At 60.3% G+C, this 20,092-nt stretch carries 22 protein-coding genes and 4 pseudogenes; 13 read left to right on the forward strand and 13 right to left on the reverse strand.

Annotation, left to right across the window (positions count from 1 at the left end; translation table 11 throughout):
• Positions 1-99: 99 nt before the first annotated feature.
• From ACVWW3_RS23235 to ACVWW3_RS23250, 4 genes are all read left to right on the forward strand, one after another.
• A complete protein-coding gene (locus tag ACVWW3_RS23235) occupies positions 100-426 on the forward strand; it encodes a response regulator (RefSeq protein ID WP_456648523.1) in 327 nt (108 codons plus the stop codon).
• Between the two features lie 382 nt (positions 427-808).
• On the forward strand, positions 809-973 hold the full coding sequence (locus ACVWW3_RS23240) for a hypothetical protein (RefSeq protein WP_456648522.1): 165 nt from the start codon (positions 809-811) through the stop codon (positions 971-973).
• A 291-nt stretch (positions 974-1,264) separates the two neighbouring features.
• Positions 1,265-1,651, forward strand: coding sequence for a cupin domain-containing protein (locus ACVWW3_RS23245; protein WP_456648521.1), 387 nt, complete (start codon positions 1,265-1,267; stop codon positions 1,649-1,651).
• A gap of 292 nt (positions 1,652-1,943) precedes the next feature.
• On the forward strand, positions 1,944-2,348 hold the full coding sequence (locus ACVWW3_RS23250; RefSeq protein WP_456648520.1) for a VOC family protein: 405 nt from the start codon (positions 1,944-1,946) through the stop codon (positions 2,346-2,348).
• A 607-nt stretch (positions 2,349-2,955) separates the two neighbouring features.
• Here ACVWW3_RS23250 and ACVWW3_RS23255 read toward each other — a convergent pair.
• Positions 2,956-4,013: pseudogene (locus ACVWW3_RS23255) on the reverse strand (IS110 family RNA-guided transposase).
• 367 nt (positions 4,014-4,380) lie between these two features.
• Between ACVWW3_RS23255 and ACVWW3_RS23260 the strand changes: the two are divergent.
• From ACVWW3_RS23260 to ACVWW3_RS23275, 4 genes are all read left to right on the forward strand, one after another.
• Complete coding sequence (locus ACVWW3_RS23260) at positions 4,381-4,596, forward strand: dodecin family protein (RefSeq protein ID WP_009859447.1); 216 nt, start codon at positions 4,381-4,383, stop codon at positions 4,594-4,596.
• 160 nt (positions 4,597-4,756) lie between these two features.
• Entirely contained in the window at positions 4,757-5,068 is a 312-nt protein-coding gene (locus tag ACVWW3_RS23265) for a hypothetical protein (protein WP_456648519.1), read from the forward strand.
• A 143-nt stretch (positions 5,069-5,211) separates the two neighbouring features.
• Entirely contained in the window at positions 5,212-5,391 is a 180-nt protein-coding gene (locus tag ACVWW3_RS23270) for a hypothetical protein (RefSeq protein WP_456648518.1), read from the forward strand.
• Between the two features lie 39 nt (positions 5,392-5,430).
• Entirely contained in the window at positions 5,431-5,619 is a 189-nt protein-coding gene (locus ACVWW3_RS23275) for a GcrA family cell cycle regulator (RefSeq protein WP_456648517.1), read from the forward strand.
• Between the two features lie 386 nt (positions 5,620-6,005).
• Here the strand turns inward: ACVWW3_RS23275 and ACVWW3_RS23280 are convergent, their stop codons facing one another.
• The 4 genes from ACVWW3_RS23280 to ACVWW3_RS23295 form a co-directional block, all read right to left on the reverse strand.
• On the reverse strand, positions 6,006-6,941 hold the full coding sequence (locus ACVWW3_RS23280) for a DUF5996 family protein (RefSeq protein ID WP_456648516.1): 936 nt from the start codon (positions 6,939-6,941) through the stop codon (positions 6,006-6,008).
• Between the two features lie 326 nt (positions 6,942-7,267).
• On the reverse strand, positions 7,268-7,681 hold the full coding sequence (rnk, locus tag ACVWW3_RS23285; protein WP_456648515.1) for a nucleoside diphosphate kinase regulator: 414 nt from the start codon (positions 7,679-7,681) through the stop codon (positions 7,268-7,270).
• A 9-nt stretch (positions 7,682-7,690) separates the two neighbouring features.
• Positions 7,691-8,182, reverse strand: coding sequence for a GreA/GreB family elongation factor (locus tag ACVWW3_RS23290; RefSeq protein ID WP_456648514.1), 492 nt, complete (start codon positions 8,180-8,182; stop codon positions 7,691-7,693).
• Between the two features lie 893 nt (positions 8,183-9,075).
• Positions 9,076-9,816, reverse strand: a complete 741-nt coding sequence (locus ACVWW3_RS23295; RefSeq protein ID WP_456648513.1) for an IclR family transcriptional regulator — start codon at positions 9,814-9,816, stop codon at positions 9,076-9,078.
• Positions 9,817-10,427: 611 nt separating this feature from the next.
• Here ACVWW3_RS23295 and ACVWW3_RS23300 point away from each other — a divergent pair.
• A complete protein-coding gene (locus ACVWW3_RS23300; protein ID WP_456648512.1) occupies positions 10,428-12,314 on the forward strand; it encodes an MASE1 domain-containing protein in 1,887 nt (628 codons plus the stop codon).
• A gap of 9 nt (positions 12,315-12,323) precedes the next feature.
• Here ACVWW3_RS23300 and ACVWW3_RS23305 read toward each other — a convergent pair whose 3' ends face one another.
• The 3 genes from ACVWW3_RS23305 to ACVWW3_RS23315 all read right to left on the reverse strand — a co-directional run bounded on the left by ACVWW3_RS23305 (position 12,324) and on the right by ACVWW3_RS23315 (position 13,710).
• Entirely contained in the window at positions 12,324-12,668 is a 345-nt protein-coding gene (locus ACVWW3_RS23305) for a hypothetical protein (RefSeq protein WP_456648511.1), read from the reverse strand.
• Positions 12,669-13,431: 763 nt separating this feature from the next.
• Positions 13,432-13,563 carry a hypothetical protein gene (locus ACVWW3_RS23310; RefSeq protein ID WP_456648510.1) on the reverse strand — a complete coding sequence of 44 codons (132 nt, stop codon included), beginning with the start codon at positions 13,561-13,563 and terminating at the stop codon, positions 13,432-13,434.
• A 12-nt stretch (positions 13,564-13,575) separates the two neighbouring features.
• Entirely contained in the window at positions 13,576-13,710 is a 135-nt protein-coding gene (locus ACVWW3_RS23315; protein ID WP_456672144.1) for a hypothetical protein, read from the reverse strand.
• A 185-nt stretch (positions 13,711-13,895) separates the two neighbouring features.
• Here ACVWW3_RS23315 and ACVWW3_RS23320 point away from each other — a divergent pair, with 185 nt between their 5' ends.
• From ACVWW3_RS23320 to ACVWW3_RS23330, 3 genes and pseudogenes are all read left to right on the forward strand, one after another.
• Complete coding sequence (locus ACVWW3_RS23320) at positions 13,896-14,168, forward strand: hypothetical protein (protein ID WP_456648509.1); 273 nt, start codon at positions 13,896-13,898, stop codon at positions 14,166-14,168.
• Positions 14,169-14,204: 36 nt separating this feature from the next.
• Positions 14,205-14,474 (forward strand): hypothetical protein, encoded by a 270-nt coding sequence (locus ACVWW3_RS23325; protein ID WP_456648508.1) that lies wholly within the window; start codon positions 14,205-14,207, stop codon positions 14,472-14,474.
• Positions 14,475-14,987: 513 nt separating this feature from the next.
• A pseudogene (locus ACVWW3_RS23330) lies at positions 14,988-15,266 on the forward strand (PilZ domain-containing protein); the annotation flags it as partial.
• Between the two features lie 343 nt (positions 15,267-15,609).
• Here ACVWW3_RS23330 and ACVWW3_RS23335 read toward each other — a convergent pair.
• From ACVWW3_RS23335 to ACVWW3_RS23350, 4 genes and pseudogenes are all read right to left on the reverse strand, one after another.
• A complete protein-coding gene (locus tag ACVWW3_RS23335; protein WP_456648507.1) occupies positions 15,610-16,092 on the reverse strand; it encodes a DUF2269 family protein in 483 nt (160 codons plus the stop codon).
• Positions 16,092-16,982, reverse strand: a complete 891-nt coding sequence (locus ACVWW3_RS23340) for an SDR family oxidoreductase (protein ID WP_456672420.1) — start codon at positions 16,980-16,982, stop codon at positions 16,092-16,094. Before ACVWW3_RS23340 ends, ACVWW3_RS23335 begins: the two co-directional genes overlap by 1 nt.
• A 3-nt stretch (positions 16,983-16,985) precedes the next feature.
• Positions 16,986-17,048, reverse strand: a pseudogene (locus ACVWW3_RS23345) (hypothetical protein); the annotation flags it as partial.
• The gene (locus ACVWW3_RS23350) at positions 17,020-17,367 is read right to left on the reverse strand and encodes an NAD-dependent epimerase/dehydratase family protein (RefSeq protein ID WP_456672145.1); all 348 of its coding nucleotides are present in this window, start codon (positions 17,365-17,367) and stop codon (positions 17,020-17,022) included. The pseudogene ACVWW3_RS23345 and the gene ACVWW3_RS23350, both read right to left, overlap by 29 nt.
• A gap of 205 nt (positions 17,368-17,572) precedes the next feature.
• Between ACVWW3_RS23350 and ACVWW3_RS23355 the strand changes: the two genes are divergently transcribed.
• Positions 17,573-18,112 carry a hypothetical protein gene (locus ACVWW3_RS23355; protein WP_456648505.1) on the forward strand — a complete coding sequence of 180 codons (540 nt, stop codon included), beginning with the start codon at positions 17,573-17,575 and terminating at the stop codon, positions 18,110-18,112.
• 1,104 nt (positions 18,113-19,216) lie between these two features.
• On the opposite strand, the pseudogene ACVWW3_RS23360 reads toward ACVWW3_RS23355, so the two are convergent.
• Positions 19,217-20,048: pseudogene (locus ACVWW3_RS23360) on the reverse strand (acyl-CoA dehydrogenase family protein); the annotation flags it as partial.
• Positions 20,049-20,092: the final 44 nt, after the last annotated feature.

A 20,092-nucleotide genomic window follows, 5' to 3' on the forward strand; every position in this document is an offset into this window, starting at 1 on the left:
CCCCCGACAGCGCCCGCGGGCAGTCCTATTCGCGTTGATTGTCGGCAACGGAGCCGCGAGTGACAATCCCATACGCATCATGGTTGTCGAGGCGAGTCCATGATCCAGGAATTTGCCCGGGAAGCTTTATCGGACGGCGGCTTCGAGGCCGACATCTCTCAGTCGGGCGAGGAGGCACTTTCCCGCTGTCGCGACCACCGCTTTAGGCTGAATGGCTGGGTCCTCGCCCGGAAAATCCGCGAAATCGATCTCGAGTTTCCCGTCGTCTACATGACGGGCGGCCATGCCGAGGAGTGGAAGTCGCAAGGCGTTCCCAACAGCATCCTGATCGAAAAGCCGTTCGCGCCGACGCAGTTGGTCACGGCCATCTCCCAGCTTCTGAATCGGCTCGGCTCACGCCTGATTGATGACGACGGCGTTGCTTGAATCAGAGCAGGGTAATGACGGCAACCACGACGGCCAGGCCAGCCGCTGTCACGCACCAGCATGACACATCGAGGACCCGCATGAGCGGTCCCAGGTTCGAACGTCCTGCCTTGCACAGGTTAGACCACGGAACCTGGCTGCGGGAACCGAAACCTTTTCAAGCCTTCATGAATTCAGCATAGGGGCATTCAAGCGAGAGGGAGCAGCCAATGGCCCAAATGCCGATAGGCGACGTGGTTCTCACGGTTTCGGTCATGACGGTCGCCTTCGTAGGTGAGGTCGCGGTGTTCACCCTTCTCGGAATCTTCTGAGAGTAGGCTGCTGGCGCGAGCCTCGGCGGTGCTGCCCCCCTTTTGCAGGACACCGAACCGAGGGAGGCACGATGTCGACCGTCGCCAAGCTGCTCGCTCAGAAGCAACAGCTGATGGCGCAGCTCGAGAAAAATCCTGGCCCGAACGAGCGCGACGAGATCGAGCGAATTCTCGCGAGGATCGAGACCGCGCTGAGCTTACTCAGTCCCGACGATTCCGTTGCCGAAGGCGAGTAGCTCCACAAGCGACCAAGCGCAAGGACTGGGGGCCGTTGCGCGTCATGGCTGATTACCGCGCCTTCGCCGGGCTCGTCGCCGTGGGGATGCGTTGGCCAGTGGGAATGCTAGGCAAAGCGGAAGTCTCCCGCCTTGAGCGTGATAGGCGGCTCGTGACCCTTAGCGGACGGGAGAACCACTAGTCGTCCGTACTGCATTGCAAGAACGATAAACCTTGAGCTGCATGCCACTCCTCGGGCCTAATCCGGTGGCTGCTCGATTTGCAGATTTCGTTAACTGGGGAGGATAATGATGAAGTTATTACTCGGAATTCTAGTTGCGTCACTTTTCACATTCGCAGCAAACGCCCAAGACTCGCCATTTCGGAAGGAATTAAAGCGAGCAGATTTGACCGGTACAAATATGGAGGTCATCACCAGCATCTCGGAGATCAAGCCCGGCGACACCTCAACGCTCCATATCCATCATGGAGAAGAGTCATTTTACGTTTTAGAAGGTGGTACCATTGAACTTCCGGATGGCAAACAAGTGCCCTTCCCAACCGGCATTGCTGCCGTAAATATTCGGGATACTCCGCACGGGTCTTTCAAGGTCGTTGGTGATAGGGCGGTGAAGCTGCTGACGGTGCACATCGTCGATAAGGGCAAACCGCTCTACGACAAGCCGCCCCCCAAGTAGGACAATTGCATAGGGGCGCTCATCGTTTCTTGATTTGATGGCGCCCCTGCCACGGCGCGAATGTCGCCATTTCGGCCATCGCTTCCTTCGGGGCTGTGTAGCCAAATCTCGGTTTGCAGCGGCGAACCGGACGTTTACTGCTGAGCGCCACGCCGACGCTTTTGAGCCATCCAGTCATTGCTCTGAGCGAATTCGTGGACGCTTCTACTGCAGCGAAACATTCGGGGCTCTCTGTCTCTCGTGCACATGAGTCGGGAGCCGAACGAGCCCAAGACTTAGGAGGAGAGAGGGCATGCTGACGAACGCCAAAGTGGCAAGCCGGCTTCCAGCCAGGGACCTGAATCGGGCGCGGGCGTTCTATTCGGAAAAACTCGGGCTTGATCCGGTCAAACAGCGGGATGGCGGGCTCCGCTACGTCTGCGCGGGCGGCGAGTTTGCAATATTCGCCTCAGCCGGAGTGCAATCTGGCACCCACACGCAGATGGGCTGGGAGGTTGAGGACATCGAGGCAACGGTGCGTGAGCTTCGCGCGCGGGGAGTCAAGTTCGAGACGTATGATTTGCCTGGCCTGAAGACCGTCGACGGTATCGCCGACATAGCCGGAAATTACGCCAGTAAGGGTATCGGTGAGCGAGGCGCTTGGTTCCGCGATAGCGAAGGCAACCTTCTTGGAATCGGGCAGCCGGTTCGATCTTGACCGGCCGCTGGGGCGCTGTGGTGCAGCCGCCGAACGCAATCAGGTAGGTGCGCCGTGACGTCCGGAGTTGGGCCATCGCTTCCGCTGACGCAGCGTCGATCCATGTCGGCTCATGACGGCAGACCGGAAGTTTGCAGCCGGGCGCCAGTTCGGCGGCTTGTGACCCGATGTATGGTCCGGCCGCGCGTTGCAAGAGGTTTCGTCAACCTGGCAGATGCGGTCTTGCATCAATGTATCCGGCCTCTGATTGGAGCGTGTTGTGCTCCGGGCCATCATGGATATCAGCGCGCATTCGAGCTAATTAGCGGACAGGCCTCGAACGGGCCATTCGGGTCACCAGTGTTCGCATGCGCCGGGAAGACCGATCCTCCATCGTTGTCTCATTCCTCTCGCAGACCTCGGCGGGTAAGGGATGTTGTTACGTCATCGAACGCTCCTCACGTCGCACTGTTCCTTTGTTCGTGCCTGGCGGCCGTTCCTTCGTCCCGGCCTGCGCGCGCCGACGCGCCGCGCGCAAGGGCCGTCAAGGCCGGCCGTCGTGCTGTCCTGACGTCTTGCTCTACCGCTGCCAGGCTGTGCCTTGACAGCCCCGAGCACGGCGCGAGGATCAAGCAGGTCGGGACGCCATCTCATCGGTCTTGACGCACTCGAAGGCGCGCCCCTTGTTGAGAACCGCCCAGGCGATGCGGGCGAGTTGTTGGCGAGCGCAATCGCCAGCACGTTGTGGTGCAATCGTTTCTTGGCGGCTTCGATCCAAGATTTGAGGCCATAGCGCTCCCAACCCTTGACCTTGACCAGCACAACCCACGCGGCCTGCACAAACAGCGCGCGCCGATTGCCGCGCCTTGATATCTTGCCGAGGATCGTGCGGTCGCCGGTCGAGATCTGCTTCGGCACCAGTCCAAGCCAGGCGCCGAAGTCGCGGCCTTTCGAGAACACGTCTCCAGTGCCGATCGCGGCCACCATCGCGCTCGAGATGAGCGGGCCAATGCCGGGTACCGTCATCAGTCGCTCGCAGGCCTTATCTTGACGGGCCAACGTTTCGATCTCGCTAGTTAACCCCTCGATCCGCTCATCCAGCCGGCGCCAGTCGCCCGCCAGATCCTCGATGATGCGCAACATGCGAGGCGAGAGCACATCGGTGCGCGTCGCGAGGATACCCGGCAACTCGGACCGGAGGGAGCGCAGGCCTTGCCGCAGCGCGATGCCCCGCTCCAGCAGGAACGCACGGATCTGATTGATGACGCCGGTGCGCTGACCGACTGATCGCTCGCGCACGCGGTGCAGCGCCTGCAGGTCGAGCTGGTCGGCGGTCTTGGTTGCGACGAACTTCATGGTCGGGCGTTGGACCGCCTCGGCGATGGCTTCCGCATCTCGGAAGTCATTCTTCTGTCCCTTCGAATAGGGGCGCACGTATTTCGCCGGCATCAAGCGGGCGTCGTGGCCAAACATTTGCAGCTTGCGACTGAGGTGATGCGCGCCGACGCAGGCCTCCATGCCGATCAAACACGGCGGCCGGTTGGCGAGCCGCGTTTCCACCTGGCCGCGCGACCACTTCTGCCGCAGCACGATGCCGCCGCGCTGATTCTGGCCAATGATGTGGAACGAGTTCTTGCCGATATCGATGCCGATGACGGCGGGCGAAGTGTCGAGTTTCTGAGACATGGCGTGCTCCTTCTTGGGCGCCCCTTGCCAGCTTGTCCTGCTGGCAGGGCCGGAGCACGGCCGGACCATTCCATTAGCGGCCATCATGCCTCGCGCTGACGCGGTGCCATCGCTTCATGGGTCAAAACCTTTGGCCGCAATGACGACATCGGCTGGCAAAATTATATTCAGAAGCCTACTGGCAGGAAGGAGATTCCATGTGCGCGTCCGTTCGGGTTGAAAATGCGACCGCATCTCCCGACGGGGCCGCCCGAGTCTTCAGGAAAAGCGACAGCCAATCGGACCTTTTCCGCGACATCGCCGACACGTTTCAGCGTCGCGATCCAGATGCTAGATTTCCGACCCCTACCCCGAATAGGAGGACGACATGCCCGATAGCGTCTACAAGGTCATTGAGCTGGTCGGCACCAGCACCGACTCGTGGGAGAAGGCGGCTGCCAATGCGGTCGAGCAAGCTGCTAAATCCCTCCGGGATCTTCGCATTGCAGAGGTGGTCAAGCTCGATATGCAACTGGACGACAAGGGAAAAGTCGAGGCCTATCGCACCAAGCTCAACGTCTCGTTCAAGTTCGAAGGCACCTGAGCCTCAAGCACCTCGCCCTTGCGGGCGAGGATGGCTCATTGGAAAACACGCGTTGCGCGGTCCGCCCAACCGGGCGCTGTGGCCTATCCCGGAAGTTGCACTGCTCCGACTGGGTCCGATATGCTCTGATGCGGGGGAGCGTATGGCGCGTGGTGGACCCATGTACATGGTCATTCGCAAATACACGAATGTTCGTTCGGTAGCGGACGCCGCTCGTCGCGCCAAGAGCGGCGTCGGTGAGATCCTGAGGCAATCGGAGGGATTTAGATCTTACCATGTGCTGGATGCGGGTGACGGTGTCGGCGTCGCCGTGATGATATTCGATGACCGCGAAAGCGCCAACGTAGCAAACGCCAAGATACTGGCGTTTGTTCAGGCAAGTCTGCATGACCTCGATCTTGGGGTTCCCGAAATCACCAGCGGCGAGCTTTTGGTTGACATAGAGTCTAATGGGTTTTCGGGCGTCAAGTAGCGTCGCCAGTTGCGTCGCGGTGCTGCCCTTGCTCATGTCATCGACCTGATGTCACCCTCGCGTTGGCGACAGTCGCGTCCTGGATTTGCGCGTGCCGCCGGTCAGGAATTCACCGAGGATGCTTTTCGAGGAGCAGCAACGACATGAAGCAACACACCTTCGAAGCTTCCAACACAGCGATCTGCTGGACACCGCTCGTGCTTATGGGCAGCGCGAAGCCGCCAAGAGATCCTGATGAAGAGGATGAGGAGGATGAGGAGGATGAAGATGACGAAGACGGCGCTGACGAACCGGCGGTCGTGCGCGAGCCGGACGAAGACTAGATTGACGCGTGATCGGCCGTCGGTGCTATAATATCCCCCATGGGCTGGGATGCGAAAGACATAGGGCTCCTGACCAGGCTCTGGTCCGCAGGACATAGCGCGGCGCAGATAGCGCGGCGGCTCGGGTGCAGTCGTAACGCGGTCTGCGGCATGCTGACCCGTCAGGGCCTGAAGCGCGGTCACAAGCCGCCCACGGCAAGGCCCAAGATAAGGCCGACCCCAAGCTGAGGGCGACGTCGTCGGCAGCTTGCGCCCGTCCAGTCGCAAAGAAGGTGTCGCGGAACGCAGCGGAGAGGCAGCAGCCCAACCGATTCAGCAAGCGGCAGCTTTACGAGATACTGGCTGAGGCGGTCAAGAATACCGGCTAAGAGGTCACCGCGAACGCCGTTGCGCTGTGCTCAGTATTCGGCTCGGCTCGGCGGTTCGGGGGGTCGTGCACCTTCCCAAGTTCGCCTGCTTCGCGTCAAAATGCGAAGAACTCAACGCGAGCAAATCTAGTCCGCTATATCCCCTTAAACAGACTTTAGGAGCCTTGCGGCACTTGCCGCTGGGGGCGGAAAGCCGACATGGCGACCAAGCTGTTCAAGCACCTCGTCGGCGCGCCGTCGGGCCGCTTAGCTCAATGGTCGCGGTCGGCGGAGCTCCCCGGTGGGACAATCGAGGGCCATACGATCCCAATGACCGAGGTCGGCTGCAGCGACATACGTGCTCTCCAGGAAGGCCGTCAGCGCTACTTCTGGGTCAGCCGATTGTCTGACGACATCGTAAGGCAGAAGAAATTCCCCGAGCTTCGGGTCGAAGTACGCCCCATCGGGCATCACCTTAGCCTCCGCAAAATCTGCAGGAGCGGGATAGGCATAGGAATAAAAGGCCGCAAAATCCGTGCTGCCGCCGCCCGGCCAAAAACCCGCCGACGAGACTTCATGACTGTATGCCTCTTGGGTCACCTCGTCCGGCAAAGCCGGAATGCCACCCGGATGTAGGGGCGCGCGGCGTCCGGAGAAGCGCGTGACCGCTAGATCAAAGCTGCCCCAAAAGAGATGAACCGGACTAGCCTTTCCGATGAAGCCGGTTCGAAATCGGGTGAACACATTGTTGGCGAGCACCAGCGCCTCGAAGAACCTTGTCACGGCTGCAGCATCGTAGGGCCTGGTTTGCCGATCATCACGAAAGGGGATGGGCGCTGACACCTCGTTGGGTCGGTCGTGAAGCTCCGGCGTGCCCCCAATTCCCCGAACGAGTTCGAGGAAATGTACATAGAAGTCAGCCACGGACATTGGTCCTAACGGAAGCTCAGCTCTCCGCCCGTCTGCTGCTTCTCCGATGACGACATGTTTCCGGAGATCAAGGGTGATCTCAGTGCCGGCCCCGTCCGGTACCAGCGAAGTCGTCAAGCCGCGTGTATTGACGTATAGGGTCGCATGCCAGGAATGGTTGAGCCAAGGCGTTCGTGCAAGTCGGTACTTACCCACGATCTGCGAATAGATATGGAGCGCGGAACATGTCTCGCGCCACTGCTCGAACGGGATGTCTGGCCAGTTTGCGTTCACAGTGCTTCCTCCAACTAAGCTTCATCCGGTCGGTCACACAGCACCGAAATGATATGAGGCGAGGTCTCTTCGCTGCTCAAGGCCAGACGAAGAAACGCGAATAGGGCCGGTCTCCCATTGTGACGCCATATAGCGCCACGTCGCACCGAAGACGCTTGTGGCGCCAAGCGATCATTCGCCAAAGTCCCATTGTCGGCTTCGGTCAGGCTTGGAACTAAGAGTTGGCTCGCGAGCCTATTCCGGTTTGTCACTAAATCAAGACACGGCGATCTTTGGCGGGCAAATCTTGCTCACTGTATACGCAAGGCGCACCTGGCGTATGCGCCCTATTGGGAAACAGCGAGAACGGTCAGGCCCCTGGTACGCTTGTGGGGTGTCTCGAAGTCGATCCGCTGCCCCGGCGATAGGCCGATCAAGGCCGCTCCAACAGGCGTCAGGACCGAGATCCGATTGAGCTCGATGTTTGCCTCATGCGGATAGACCAGCACGATCTCCCGGCTCGCACCTGTCTCGTCATCGCGATAGGTCACTTTCGACCCCATCCTGATCACGCCTCGCAAGTTGGTCTCGTCCGTCACCGTGGCACGTTCCATTTCTCGAGCCAGAAAATGGGCGACTCGCGGAAACAGATCCATGCTCGAGTTGGCCAAGGAACTGAGACGCCGTGATTCGTCCTCAGTGATCTTGATCGGCGGCAACGCCGGCTGTTCTCGCCGGCTTTCAGCTTCGAAATTGCGCATTGATCGCTCCTATGCTGCGGTTGGTCCGGGGTCGTCATCGAACGGCTTGCCCGACCGCCTCGCCCCTCCCCGGAAGAGTCGGACTACATTCGAATCCGACTGGGTTACGTTTTGGACCCTGACAACATTCGGGCATCCGGCGACGAAATACGGCATTTGATCGCCGACCTGCAGTCCGATCAAAGCCGCACCCAGCGGTGTTAACACCGAAATGCAGGCGGGCTCCGACCAGCACTCCTCGGGCCAGACCAATTGCACGGTGCGACGCGGAACGCCCCAATTCGTGCAATGGGTGACCCATGATCCGATGGTCACGAGCGAACGGACGTTACCACACTCGTCCGGCACGATGTCGGCTCGGTTAATCTCACCCATGAGAAAGATCCCGTCCGGGTCTCCGATTTGGATGGCAAGACGGGCGAGTTGTTCGAGCCGCGGATAGTCTGATGAGGTTAGTGCAATTTTTGGAAGAGGCAGCACGGCGCACTCCTTCTGCTTCAAGACGACCTCTTGGGTGGAGGTCACGAAACTGGAAAAGAGCCCGGACGGCGCGAACACCGTCCGGCTAACCGCCCGTTTGGAGGCGGCCGGCGTGAAGTCCAAAACGCGCGGTGCGCGTATCAATGTCAACGACATATGCCATGGCACTATGACTATAGGAGTTCATCTCGCCGAAAACATTGCGACGAAACCGCACAACACCTGTGCAACACGAAATGTTCAAACGGGAAGAAAGGAGGGTCGTTCGAGCGAAAGAGTCGAGCGCCACGCGGCTACAAACTGAGCAAGAGCATGCGCGGCATGTTACATCGAGCAGGATGGCCAGTCTGGCATTGCCGCAGGCGATCGGTCTCTTCGCTTCGACCCATAAGTCCGGCAGCTGTTTGACGTGAATGTGAGCCGTAGTACAGCGCGCCGAAGCTCGGGACAACGCTCAGCACTGTGTTCATTGCAGCTGCTTCAATCGTTTCTTTTTCGCTACTTCAGAGCAGGCCCGTGCTGCACGAAATCCTGATCATGCCTTGCTGGGTGCAATCGGCGTCGGTGCGGTGGGCGGTGCTTTTGTACTGCCATGGCTGAAAGCAAAAATCGGAGCCGACACGCTCGTGTCTGGGAGATCGGCACGGCTGTGAGTCTGGTGCTTTTCGGGCTCGCGTGGGAGCCGATCCTGTTCTTGTCGGCAAGTCTTATCGCAGGCGTCTCGTGGATCGCCGTGCTCGCGGGCCTCAATCGGCTCAATCTGCCTTGCCTGACAAGGGGGGCGAGGACGATGCCATGTGCAGGTGGCGACGAAAGCGGCTGCTCCGTTGGTGCCCCTGAGCGCCGGGCCATGAAGGTCGGCAAAGTTTCATCTGCGGTTTTGGGGCGCACTTTGTTCTGCCAAACGCCTGACGTCACGTCAGTAACCGCGCGATGCCTTCGCGAATACAGGCCAAAATTTCGTCCTGTCGCTCGTCGAGACGGGATACAGGGCCGCCGACGCCAAGAACCAGGTCGCGTCCGAAATCGCGCTTTGGCAGCAGGACTGCAATCACCCGTGCGTCCTGGGCGACGATGTGTTGTGAAAACATGTAGCCGTCGCGCCGGATGCCGTTGACGATCTTCATCAGCGCTCTCAGTTCGAAGTGCTCTTCCTGCGGGCAAGCGGCATTGATGCGGCGCAGAAGTCGTTCAATCTCGACGTCGGTATGACCGCTGAGCAGCGTTCGCCCGATTCCGCTGATCGCAAGCGGCCGGACATCGCCGGGCTTGACTTCGAAGCGCAAGCGCTTGCTGGTTTGCAGAGCGTGAATGTATTGAGCATGCAGATCGGATTGCGTGCTGATGCTGACGAGCTCGTCGAGCTTCTCATGGACGAAATCGACTAGCGCAAGGATGGCGCTGTCCCCGAATAGCCCGGTGTCCAGCCATCGGCCCATCTGGGCGATGCGCATCGTCGGCATGTAGGTGCGATTGTAGCTGTCGTAGAACAGGTATCCCAGCGTCGCCATGCTCTTCAGCAACGCCGCAGCGCTGGACGTGGGATAGTCGCACTTCTTCGCGACTTCCTTCAGCGAGATCGGGCGTTTCACATCCTCGAAGTACTCGAGGACTTCGAATATCCGCTTGGCCGATTTGATGCTGGAATTTGTCATCTGCACATGTGGAAATAATTCCGATTAGCCGACGACAGGTATCTTGATGGACCAGAAACATGGCGCCCCTACTCGAGACAATCTAGCGCCGTATGGAAATAGAACTACATATCTGCAAGCAATAGACTCCGCGGCCTCCGGCTCTTAGTGTTCTCCCCGGCCGGCAAGGCCGCGGCGTCACAGCGGCTCAAAACAAAAATGCCCACCCCACGGGCGGCGCGCGCCTGCAGGGAGACGTCATGGAGCCGGGAATGAATTTGTATGCCGCGATCCAATGATGTCGGCCGACTCGGCACGTCACGGCCCGCGGGCTTCCGTCGCCAAGTCAGACCTCCTCGCGACCATTCTTCCAAAGATCAATCATCGCGCTCATGAGGGTGACGGTCGCCAAACCAGCGTGGGCCGCGGCAGCAACACCTTGTGGCCCATCGGCGAGTAGCGGCGGCGTTCCAAGAGGTCCGCTCACCGACGCACGCGGACCAGATCTGCTCAGGTTGAGTTCTTCGCACTTTGACCCAAGACGGACATTGCTTGTATTGCGTCCCGCGCTCTAGCTGACGATTGTCCCCCGTGCTTTGATGGGCAAGACTGGGATCCCGAGGGAGGCTGTCTTGACCGGCAAGCGCGTGGAGCTGACGGCGATCGGCGTCGCTCTGGCGGTAGGGATCGCATATTTCCTGGGGGCGCGACTTAGTCTTTATCTGCTGACAAAGCCCGACGGCGTAGCCGTGTTCTGGCCGGCCTCCGGCGTTGCCGCCGGCGCCCTGATAGCCCTTGGTCCTCGTTATAAATGGCCGGTGGCAATCGGAGCGGCCGCGGCAACGATTGTGGCCAACTTATTGGGCGACAGGACTTTCGCGGGCGCCGCAGCATTCGCCTTGTGCAATGCTGGTGAAGCGTTGCTTGCGGCTGGCTTTATCGAGCGTCAATTTGGCTCGAGGTTCGCCCTCGACCGGCTGCGCCGGGTCCTGGGATTGCTCGCAGCTGCGGCGTTTTCCAGTGCTATCTCCGGGATAGGTGGGACTCTGGGTTTCAAGTTGTTCCACTTCTCCGCTGCACCGAGTCTGACGATCTGGCAGCACTGGTTCGCATCCGACGCGCTCGGCATTGTGACGGTCGCGCCGCTGCTGATCGGAGCTGCGGCCGCAAGCGGCCGTCCGCCGCCGAAGGAGGCCGTCGAAGGCGCCGTAGCGCTCGCTGCGATCACGATGACGAGCACCATTGCTATCTTTCTACCGCGCGTGTCCCTTGTGACTGTGGTCCCCATCGCCCTGTTGTTTCCACTGCTGCTCTGGCTGGCGGCCCGCTGCCAGCCGGCGTTCGCCGCCGCAGCCGCATTCATCATTGCGCTGACGATCGTGTGGACAACAATCTTTGGCATTGGATATTTCGGTGACCCCGATCTCCCGATCGACGACCGCATCCTGGGTGCTCAAGCTGGTATCCTGACGACCTCGCTCTGCACCCTGGTTCTTTCCGCGCTGTTCGCAGAGCGGCGTCAGCAAGAGGCGGCGCTCAGTGAGGTGGCGGCCCGACTGGAAGACGCCTTGGCGGCGGGAGCAGTGATGGCCTTCGAATGGGATGCCTGCACGGATTTATCGCATCACAGCGAGAACGCCGCGAAGCTTCTTGGGTACGACCCGCAAGAACCCCTAACGACAGCTCGCTTTCTTGAGCTGATCCATCCGGATGACCGCGCAAGCTTCAAAGCGCAGGTGAAAAGTGTCCGGCCCGACAAGCCTTCGTATGCGGTCGATTTTCGCGTGATGCGGCCGGACGGCCAGGAAATGTGGCTCGAGGAAACAGCAACGGCCGAGTTCGACCCAGCCGGGAAGTGCATACGCATCAAGGGCCTGACCCTTGACATTACGGAACGCAAGCGAGCTGATGAGCACCAGCGCCTGCTGGTCGCCGAGCTTGACCACCGCGTCAAGAACGTGCTTGCCCGCGTTGCCGTGGTTGCCATGTATACGCGACAGGGCAGCAGCACGATGGACGAGTTTGTCCAAGCCCTCGATCAGCGTATCCAAAGCATGGCAGTTGCGCACGCGTTATTGAGCCAGGTCAATTGGCAGGGCGTATGCGTCGCAGATATTGTGCGCCATCAATTGGCTCCCTATTCGACGAAGGCGAATACGACAGCCTGGGGGCCCGAAGTCGCGCTCACCGCCGCGGCAAGCGAAGCCCTGGCGATGGTGCTGCACGAGCTTGTAACGAACGCCTCCAAATACGGCGCACTGTCGGTCCCGGAGGGCCGGGTGTCCGTTAGCTGGGAATGCCGGAATAGCGGCGAAGCGGCGGCAGTGCTGATAATCGTTTGGCGCGAGGCGGGTGGTCCGCCAACATCGGCTCCGTCTCAATACGGCTACGGAACCAGCCTTATTTGCGATCTCATCCCTCACGAGCTCGGCGGTACGGTCGACCTCGCGTTTTCATCGGATGGCGTGTCTTGCACAATCGAGATTCCCCTCAAGACGGATACAGCCGACGTGGCGTGAGATGGCTCCCTATCGATCCCTTTGCCGGGCAATGATCGGGCGCAAGACTCCCAGAAACGTTTCAACGCTGACGGGTTTCTGCAGAATGACCTCTGCTTGTCCGGAAGGTAGAGAAACGGCCGAGTAACCCGTGATGACGACGACCGGAATGCGCATTTTGTGCAGCCGATCAATCAGGTCGTTGGCCCGCTCGCCGCCTCGCAGATTGATGTCGACGATGGCCACGTCGGGAGTGCGCTCGGCAACCAAGCGATCGCCATCCGGAATGGTGGCAGCCGGGCCGGCCACATCAGCTCCCAATGCGCGAAGTAGACGCTTGATGGCGCTGCCGACGTGCCAGGAATCCTCGACCAAGAGGATACGCGCGCCTTTCAGATCCGACGATTCGGATGGATTTGGCTCGTGAGCGCTTGATCCCGTCAGGGATGGTGGCGGCTTAGCATTCGGTTGCGAAGGTGAATTCATTGATGCCCCTGCAGCGTCCAATCTGTTAAGCCCTTATTGCACCGCGATTACTCCACTTGCTCCTGGGTGACGTCCGATTTCAGGCCGAGACATTAGCCGGGGCTTGGGCGGCTGCCTATGCAGATTCGGACCGCGAAGCCGGTCGGTGGCCTTCTGGCACCAATCGGACGCGCGAGGTCTGTTCTTGGCCCGAACGCGAAGCCCAGACCGGCTCTGACATCGTCAGGTTGTCGTGGTAGACCGGACGTGACCGGTTGCGCGGCTGGACCGGACGGCCGGAACGAAGGAAGTCGCGCAAGTGGCGGCGGTGTTGGGCCGCGAATTTAGCGAGGCCCTCTTGACAGCTGTCTTGCCACCGAACCTGGACGCACTGACCGGGGCCTTGGATGCGTTGGTTCAGGCGGGACTGCTGTTCCGCCGTGGCTCGCCCTCAAACCAGCTACGTCTTCAAGCACGCGCTGGTGCAGGACGCCACCTACGGAACCTTACTCTTGACCTTCAGAAAGCAACTGCATGCGCAGACCGCCGACGTACTTGAGCAGCAATTTCCAGAGATTGCAGAAGCGCAGCCCGAACTGCTGGCGCGGTGTACCGGGCCATCCGTGGCTCGGGCTCACTGCAGACTGAGCTCACCTATAAGCGGGCTCGCGCACTATGCGAAGAGGTTGGCGACGCCGATCGGCTGCTGGAAGTCATATATGGACAGTTTGTCGGTGCCTTCAACCGGCCGAAGCTGCACGATGCTGAACGCTATGCGAGCGAGTTCATGGAGATTGCGCAGCATGACCATAATGATTCAGCGCTGAACGTGGCAGAGTACCTGATTGGTAGCACAGCATTCTTGTTGGGTGATCTTGTTCGCGCTCGCCAGCACCTGGAAGATTCGCGCGTCGATGGCGTAGACCGCGGGCGCGTCAATCGTTACTCGCACGGCCAGTATCCCACCTTCCCGCTGACATATCTGGCATGGACCATGTTCGCGCTAGGATTTCCGAACCAGGGGCATGCCTTAGCGGGAGAAGCCGTTGCCGCCTCTAGGGGCGGCTCAGAGTTCTACTACGCGATGGTACTTAGCAACGGTTGCTATCTGCATCACATGTGCGGGATTGGGCGGCGGTGGAGGCGAATATTGCTACGCTGGTCGACCTTGCAGCGAAGAGAGGGATCGTCGTGTTCCACGCGGTCGCCCGTCTTTTCGATGGCTGGACGCGGGCCAGTCGTGGCGCGCCGGGAGACGGCATCGACTTGATGCATGATGCGCTGGCAAAGCTCGCCGCAACGGAGCAGAAGGTCGAGCATCCTTACAAGAGAGCGATCCTGGCCGAAACCTGTCTGCGGGCGGGTCGGTGGCCGGAGGCGGAGGACAACTCGACGAGGCCCTACGCCTAGTCGCGGGCCACGGACGAGGGCTGGTATGAGGCGGAGTTGCATCGGCTTGCGGCCGAGCTCGCGCTAGCGAAGGGGGATAAGGTCAGCGCTGAACTGAAATTCGAGCGAGCGCTCGCGCTTGCGACCGCGCAGTCGGCGCGCATGTGGGAGCTACGCGCGGCGACGGGGCTCGCCCGGCTACGGCGCGAGGCAGGCAGGGTTAACGAGGCCCGTACCCCGCTGGCGCCGGTGCTCGGCAGCTTCGCCGAAGGCTTGGACACGCGAGATTTCATTGAGGGCAAGGCAATTCTCGATGAACTGACTTAAAGCACAGTAGCTGGTTGGGCGCCCCGGTGCGGGTCTGTCATCGGGGTCGGAACTGGCCCGAAGGCGAAGATTGCCATCGTGTCCGGCACGTCGGCAGTGGGGGCAAGAGCGGACATCGAGAAGACGCGGGCAAAATCGACGCGAATGACCCGCAGCAGATATTTGCCGGAGGGCTCACGCGCCGCGCATCCGCCTGCAGAATTTTGCTGGCGGTTACGATTTGCGGGGCGCTACGGCTCCTGCTTCTGAGCGAGTTCTCGCGCAGCCAAACTAAGCTCCAGCTCTCTGAGCTTGCTCGATCAGCCGCTCCAGTCGGATGGCCTCAGTGAATGCACGCCGTGTAACGTCAGTTGGCTCCGGAGGATCGTCGCCATCATGGCTTTGACGCTCATGGGGATCTCGACTGAAAATCAGATCGTCATGAGTTCAATCTGAAGTAGATGCGAAAGATTGCGGATGGACAGGCAGTGACATCTCTCGTGCCTTCGCTCTCAGACATGGAGCGCGGGCCCAATGATCCCCGACAAGAGAGCAACGCACCGAGTGTCATTCGAGAGGCCCATTACTGCCGACATGATGGCGATAGATGGGACGTGGCGACGTGCCTGTACGCTCAAGGACGTCTCGGACACCGGAGCGAAGCTGCTGGTCGAGGGTTCAGTCCAAGGACTTCCTCTCAAGGAATTCTTCCTGGTGCTCTCCTCACTAGGGTTGGGCCTATCGTCGCTGCGAGCTTTCGCTTGGGTGAATGGCGAGCAGTTGGGAGTCACGTTCATCGAGACAAACCCAAAAGGAGGAGAGCCCGGGCGCCAGTGCCTGCCGGGCCGTAGCGAACCGGCTCCGGTGTCCCGCCCCGGCACAATGAACCTTGGCACAGCGTGTGCAGACACATGGTATCGGGATTTTGCAATTTCCCTCCCGGGGCTGGAAGCCGCCGCCTGCGACCATTTAAGCAGGCGGCGTTTTTGCTTCCGCAGCCTTTGCCAGGCGGTGTCCTGGTCTGGATCAAGCGTGCCCGAATGCGGACGGCACCGGCCGCCCGTACTGGCCTGTTCTCGAACATCGCTCCTCGATCCGGGCAGCCCCAGGCCCAGGATGGGATTGGTGGAGCACGTCAGCCTCTTATGAGGACCGTCTACGAATCCCAGTATGGAATAGGCGGGCGGGCGATCATCAGCCAGAAGATAACCAGCACGGCTGCGAACGCCGGAAATCCAAAGGCGAACCACCATCGAAAGAGTTGGTAATACCGGGCAGGCAGCTTGGCGTTGGTCTCTACCGCACGGACGGCAAGATCGCGCATTTGCATCTGCATCCACACCACCGGTAGCCAGCAGGCGCCGGTCACCAAGTAGAGTGCGATGGACGCCGCGATCCACCCATCGCGAAGGGAATATCCGCTCGACCAAGCGAGCCATGTGCCGGTGATCGGCTGCAGGACCACGGCACTCGCCGTAAACAGGAAGTCGGCCAGTACTACCGTCCGCGCTACCCCCGCGATCTCGCGCGGGTCACCGCGCAGATGCGCCACCAGCATGAAAAAGGCGATGCCAGCCCCAGTACCGAGCAGGACGGCAGCACCAATGATGTGCACCATCTTGAGAAGGAAATAGAACATCAGCGATCCTCCCGGATCGCCATGGCAACCAGATTGAGCATCAGAACCGGCCAGATCTTCAGCATTGGCCCAAGCGGATCGGCCCACAGCCGCGGCACCAGCGCCGTGCCGATCACGACGTAGGTTAGCGAGATGATCAGTGCTGCCCAGAGCCCGTAGCGGCTCAGAGGCCGCCAAAGAATCGCGACGCCGATACCGATGTCGGCGAGCGCGCCCGCGATGACGGTGAGAGAAGCGAATTTTTCCGGCACCCTGCCTTCCCGTAGCAAGGACATTCCAATTTCCCAGCCAGGGCCGAGCGAGATGATGCCTGTGACGATCCAGAACAGGCCGAAGACGCCGAATATCAGCGGCTTGAGCGCATATAGCCGGGCAAACCAGCGTTCCTGCACCGAGGCGGGCTCGCGTGCGAGCGCGTCTTCAAGATCGCGCGGCCTCAAGCCGGTAAGCTGACGCCAGGGGTCGGGATCGCCGGTCGCGCCGCGCCGCATTTCCGCCTTTGCAGTCGAACTGACGGGCGTTCCCCAACCCAGCATCTGGGCCAGGTCCCCCGCCCGGTAAGCGCCCGAAGCCGCCCAACCAGGCAGGTGCAGGCGGTAAGCGGGCTTCCAGCGCAGCCAGGCGCGAAACAGCGCGACAGCGTCGCTGAACGCGATCCGCCGTGGACCGGCCAGATCAACTGCAATGCGCGAAGGAGCGCCGGGTTGCAGGAAGAACAGAACCGTTTCTACCACATCGTCGAGATATACCGGTTGAATAGCTGCCGTGTCGGGCATGACCGGTAGAACCGGTAGTGATGCCAGACCTCGCAATAGTGCGCTGCCCCCATAGGCGGGCCGGCCCACCACCACGGAAGGCCGCAGTACGACCCAATCGAGGCCGGAGGCCATCAAGGCGGCTTCGCCTTCCCGCTTGGTACGAGAAAAATCAGTGGGCGCATCCCGGTCTATGCCGATCGCCGAGAACAGTATGACCCGGCGGACGCCCGCGCTTTTCGCACGCCGTATAAAGCGCTGCGCTGCCGGCGACGTGAACCCCTTGCATGTCCTGACCCTGCAGGGCACCCGCCGCATTGATGACGGCATCGACGCCGGCAAGAATGCCCTTCCATCTCGAAGCGTCGGCGGTCCTTGCAACATCGAGGGTGACGTGTTGCGTATCAGGCGCCGCGTCCGGATTGCGCGACACCAATACGCATTCATGCCCCTCGGCGGACAGCCTGGCGTGGATTGCCGATCCAACAAGCCCCGTACCGCCGACGAGAAGGATGCGCATTGACCGGGTCCTTCGGTCGGCGGCCGAATATCGCAAACGCCGATCAAATTCTTGAAGGTGCGGACGACCAAAGCGGGGCTGATGCAATCGTTCCTCAGGGCGGAACAGATGAATTGGGCAGCAGGCAGAGCCTTGTCTTTGGCAGCGGGCCGCCGATTCCTATCGGCTCGACGATGCGATCAGCCACGGACAACAGAACGTAGTCATGCTCATGCTGTTGCTGAAGCTTGCCGATTTAGCGATCGAACGGGACATCCGCCTGCAGCTAAAGGATGCTCGTGGGCGCATCGCTCATGGGCAACCCACGCCGGAGGCTATGGCCCTCGGCTACGTGGTGGCATTCTTCCCGGCCTTAGAAACTCGATTAGGACCGAGCACTTTCATATTCCTTAGCATCGCCCGCATTAGTACCGCGAAGCTCCCTGCATTCGCCGCCGTCAAAGAACCACTTGGTGGCGCCAATGGCGACGATCACTTTGCATTTGGGGCACGGCACCTGCATCCGCCCAATATGCACCTACAAGCTGGTCTGTTTCCAGTCAGAAAACGGGTAAGTGGGCTGGAAAAAACGGCGTCAGGAGGCAAGAGGGCGGAAGACTATTTTCTCTTTTTGCTTCGGGCCTTACGCGAGGGAGCCCAAGCCGTTGTGCGCTATATGCGGCCGGAGATCCTGGACAGCGCCTCCGCTGAGGAACAGGCGAAGGCACTCGCGCGGGCCCAGCAGGACAGTCTAGACGTGCGCTAGAATGCGCGAAAGGAAAGGCCCCAGCCGGGGCAGAGAACGGCTGGAGCCTTTTGAGGTATCCACGGGGGATGGCAGATACCGAGAGACAAACAGCACTGCGCGACTAACGTTCCTTGGGTAATCTCCACAGCACCTCAAAACCGGCCTCAGCTCCAAGTCTAGGCTTGGAAGCTGAGGCCGAGGCGCCAGACCGTCGAGGCTTGGCAACCGTCCAGGAAAAGAACAATGCGTCTGGAAGCCCCCCGCGGGAAACCGCGCGATGGACTTACCCCCCATTTTGCCCAGTGAGGGGCTTCGTGATCACCTACGCTTAATGCGGGGATGCCGGTTTTCCCGGACCATGTGCCTTGCCTGCCGCGTAGCGTACTGGCGGGCGCGCGGCCCGAGCGCTCGCTTCCTGCAGCAAAGGCGCCTTTGTCTGGTAGGGAGTTCTCATCATCTGCAGCGGTCCGCTTGTGAGAGCCCGCTGCCCGCTTCGGACTATGACCGTCGTCGGCTCGGCACACGGTCCCCGCCGAAACGTGTGCCGAGCCTAGTCAGTCTCGCTAATTCGAATTCCCGACTGGCTGATGTCGACGTCGTACCAAATAATCGGTTCTGAAAATGGCCTCGCTGTAACGCTCGCGCATTTCCAACGACGCTAAGATTGCGGCCATCTAAATTCCCGCAAACGTGCACTAATGTACCGTGGCCGCCACACTCCAATGTGTTCCGACTCGGAACAGGATTTCTGACTCAACGTCACCGCCAGTTTTGGAAGCATCGCCGCCAACCGGGCTGGAAGTGATCATTACGTAAACACTCAATTTTCCCGGACAGGCCGCAGGGCCGGGTAGGTCCCTGCGGCCTTCTTTCGCGAGCAGTTTTGCCGCCACGCCATGAGCGGTCTGCATCACGACCGCGTGTATGTAGCCGTTTCTTCCTCCTACGCAATAACGCTGAAACAAAGTCGTCTCAAGACTGAACGGCATCGACGTCCTATCAGGAGGGTTAAATGCGGACATTATTTTTAGGCGCTCTACTGGCGATCGCGTTCGTCGGGTGTTCAACCCTGATCTAGGCCTCCCTTTCTGCAGCTCGGGATGCGAAGGCCGCAACATTCTCTGAACGCTCGTTGGCGTAGGCGACGCCCTTCTTAAGCAGCCAGCGCCCGTCGCCGATGCATTCCGAGGCCACCAAGATGCCTTCCGCATTCATGCCGTCGAGTATGTAGCCAAAGCCCCTCCCTTCCTCGCCGATCAGGTTGGCGGCAGGTACCTTCAGATTCTCGATGAAGACTTCCGTTGTATTGTGGTTGATGAACGCTTTGATAGGTCGAATGTTGAGCCCATTGCCCTTTGCCTGGCGCAAGTCGACGAGGAAACACCGATATTCCGTCAGTACGGCTCTTGACCTGATCACGCGGCGTCGTGCGCGCCAGTAACAACATAAGATCGGAATGGAGCGCTCGAGAGGTAAAAACCTTCTGACCGTTGACGGTGTAATGATCGCCGTTCCGCTCCGCTCGCGTGCAGAGTTGCGTCGTATCCGAGCCGCTGGTCGGTTCGGTGACACCGAAGGCCTGTAGCCGCAGCTTTCCAGATGCGATATCTGGCAGATAGCGCTCTTTCTGCTCGACGCTGCCGTGCCGCAGCAGCGTTCCCATGATGTACATCTGCGCATGTGCTGCGCTCGCTGTGCATCCGCTAGCGTTAATTTCTTCCAGGATCACCGCCGCTGCCCGCAGCGGCAGGCCGGAACCTCCATAAGACTCGGGAATTAGCGCGCCGAGAAATATTGCCTCGATCAGGGCGGCGACGAATTCCGTGGGATAGCCGCTACGGCTGTCAAGAGTCGGCCAATACTCACCCGGAAACTTGCCACAAATGTGTCTGACCGCGTGGCGCAGTTCAGGATAGTCCTCGCCCAGAGCGACCGTGATCTCTGCGCCGGACATCGCCCTGTTCTCGTGATCGACTGAACTCATGCCTTACCATCCTA

The sequence above is a fragment of the Bradyrhizobium sp. LM2.9 genome (assembly GCF_054056555.1).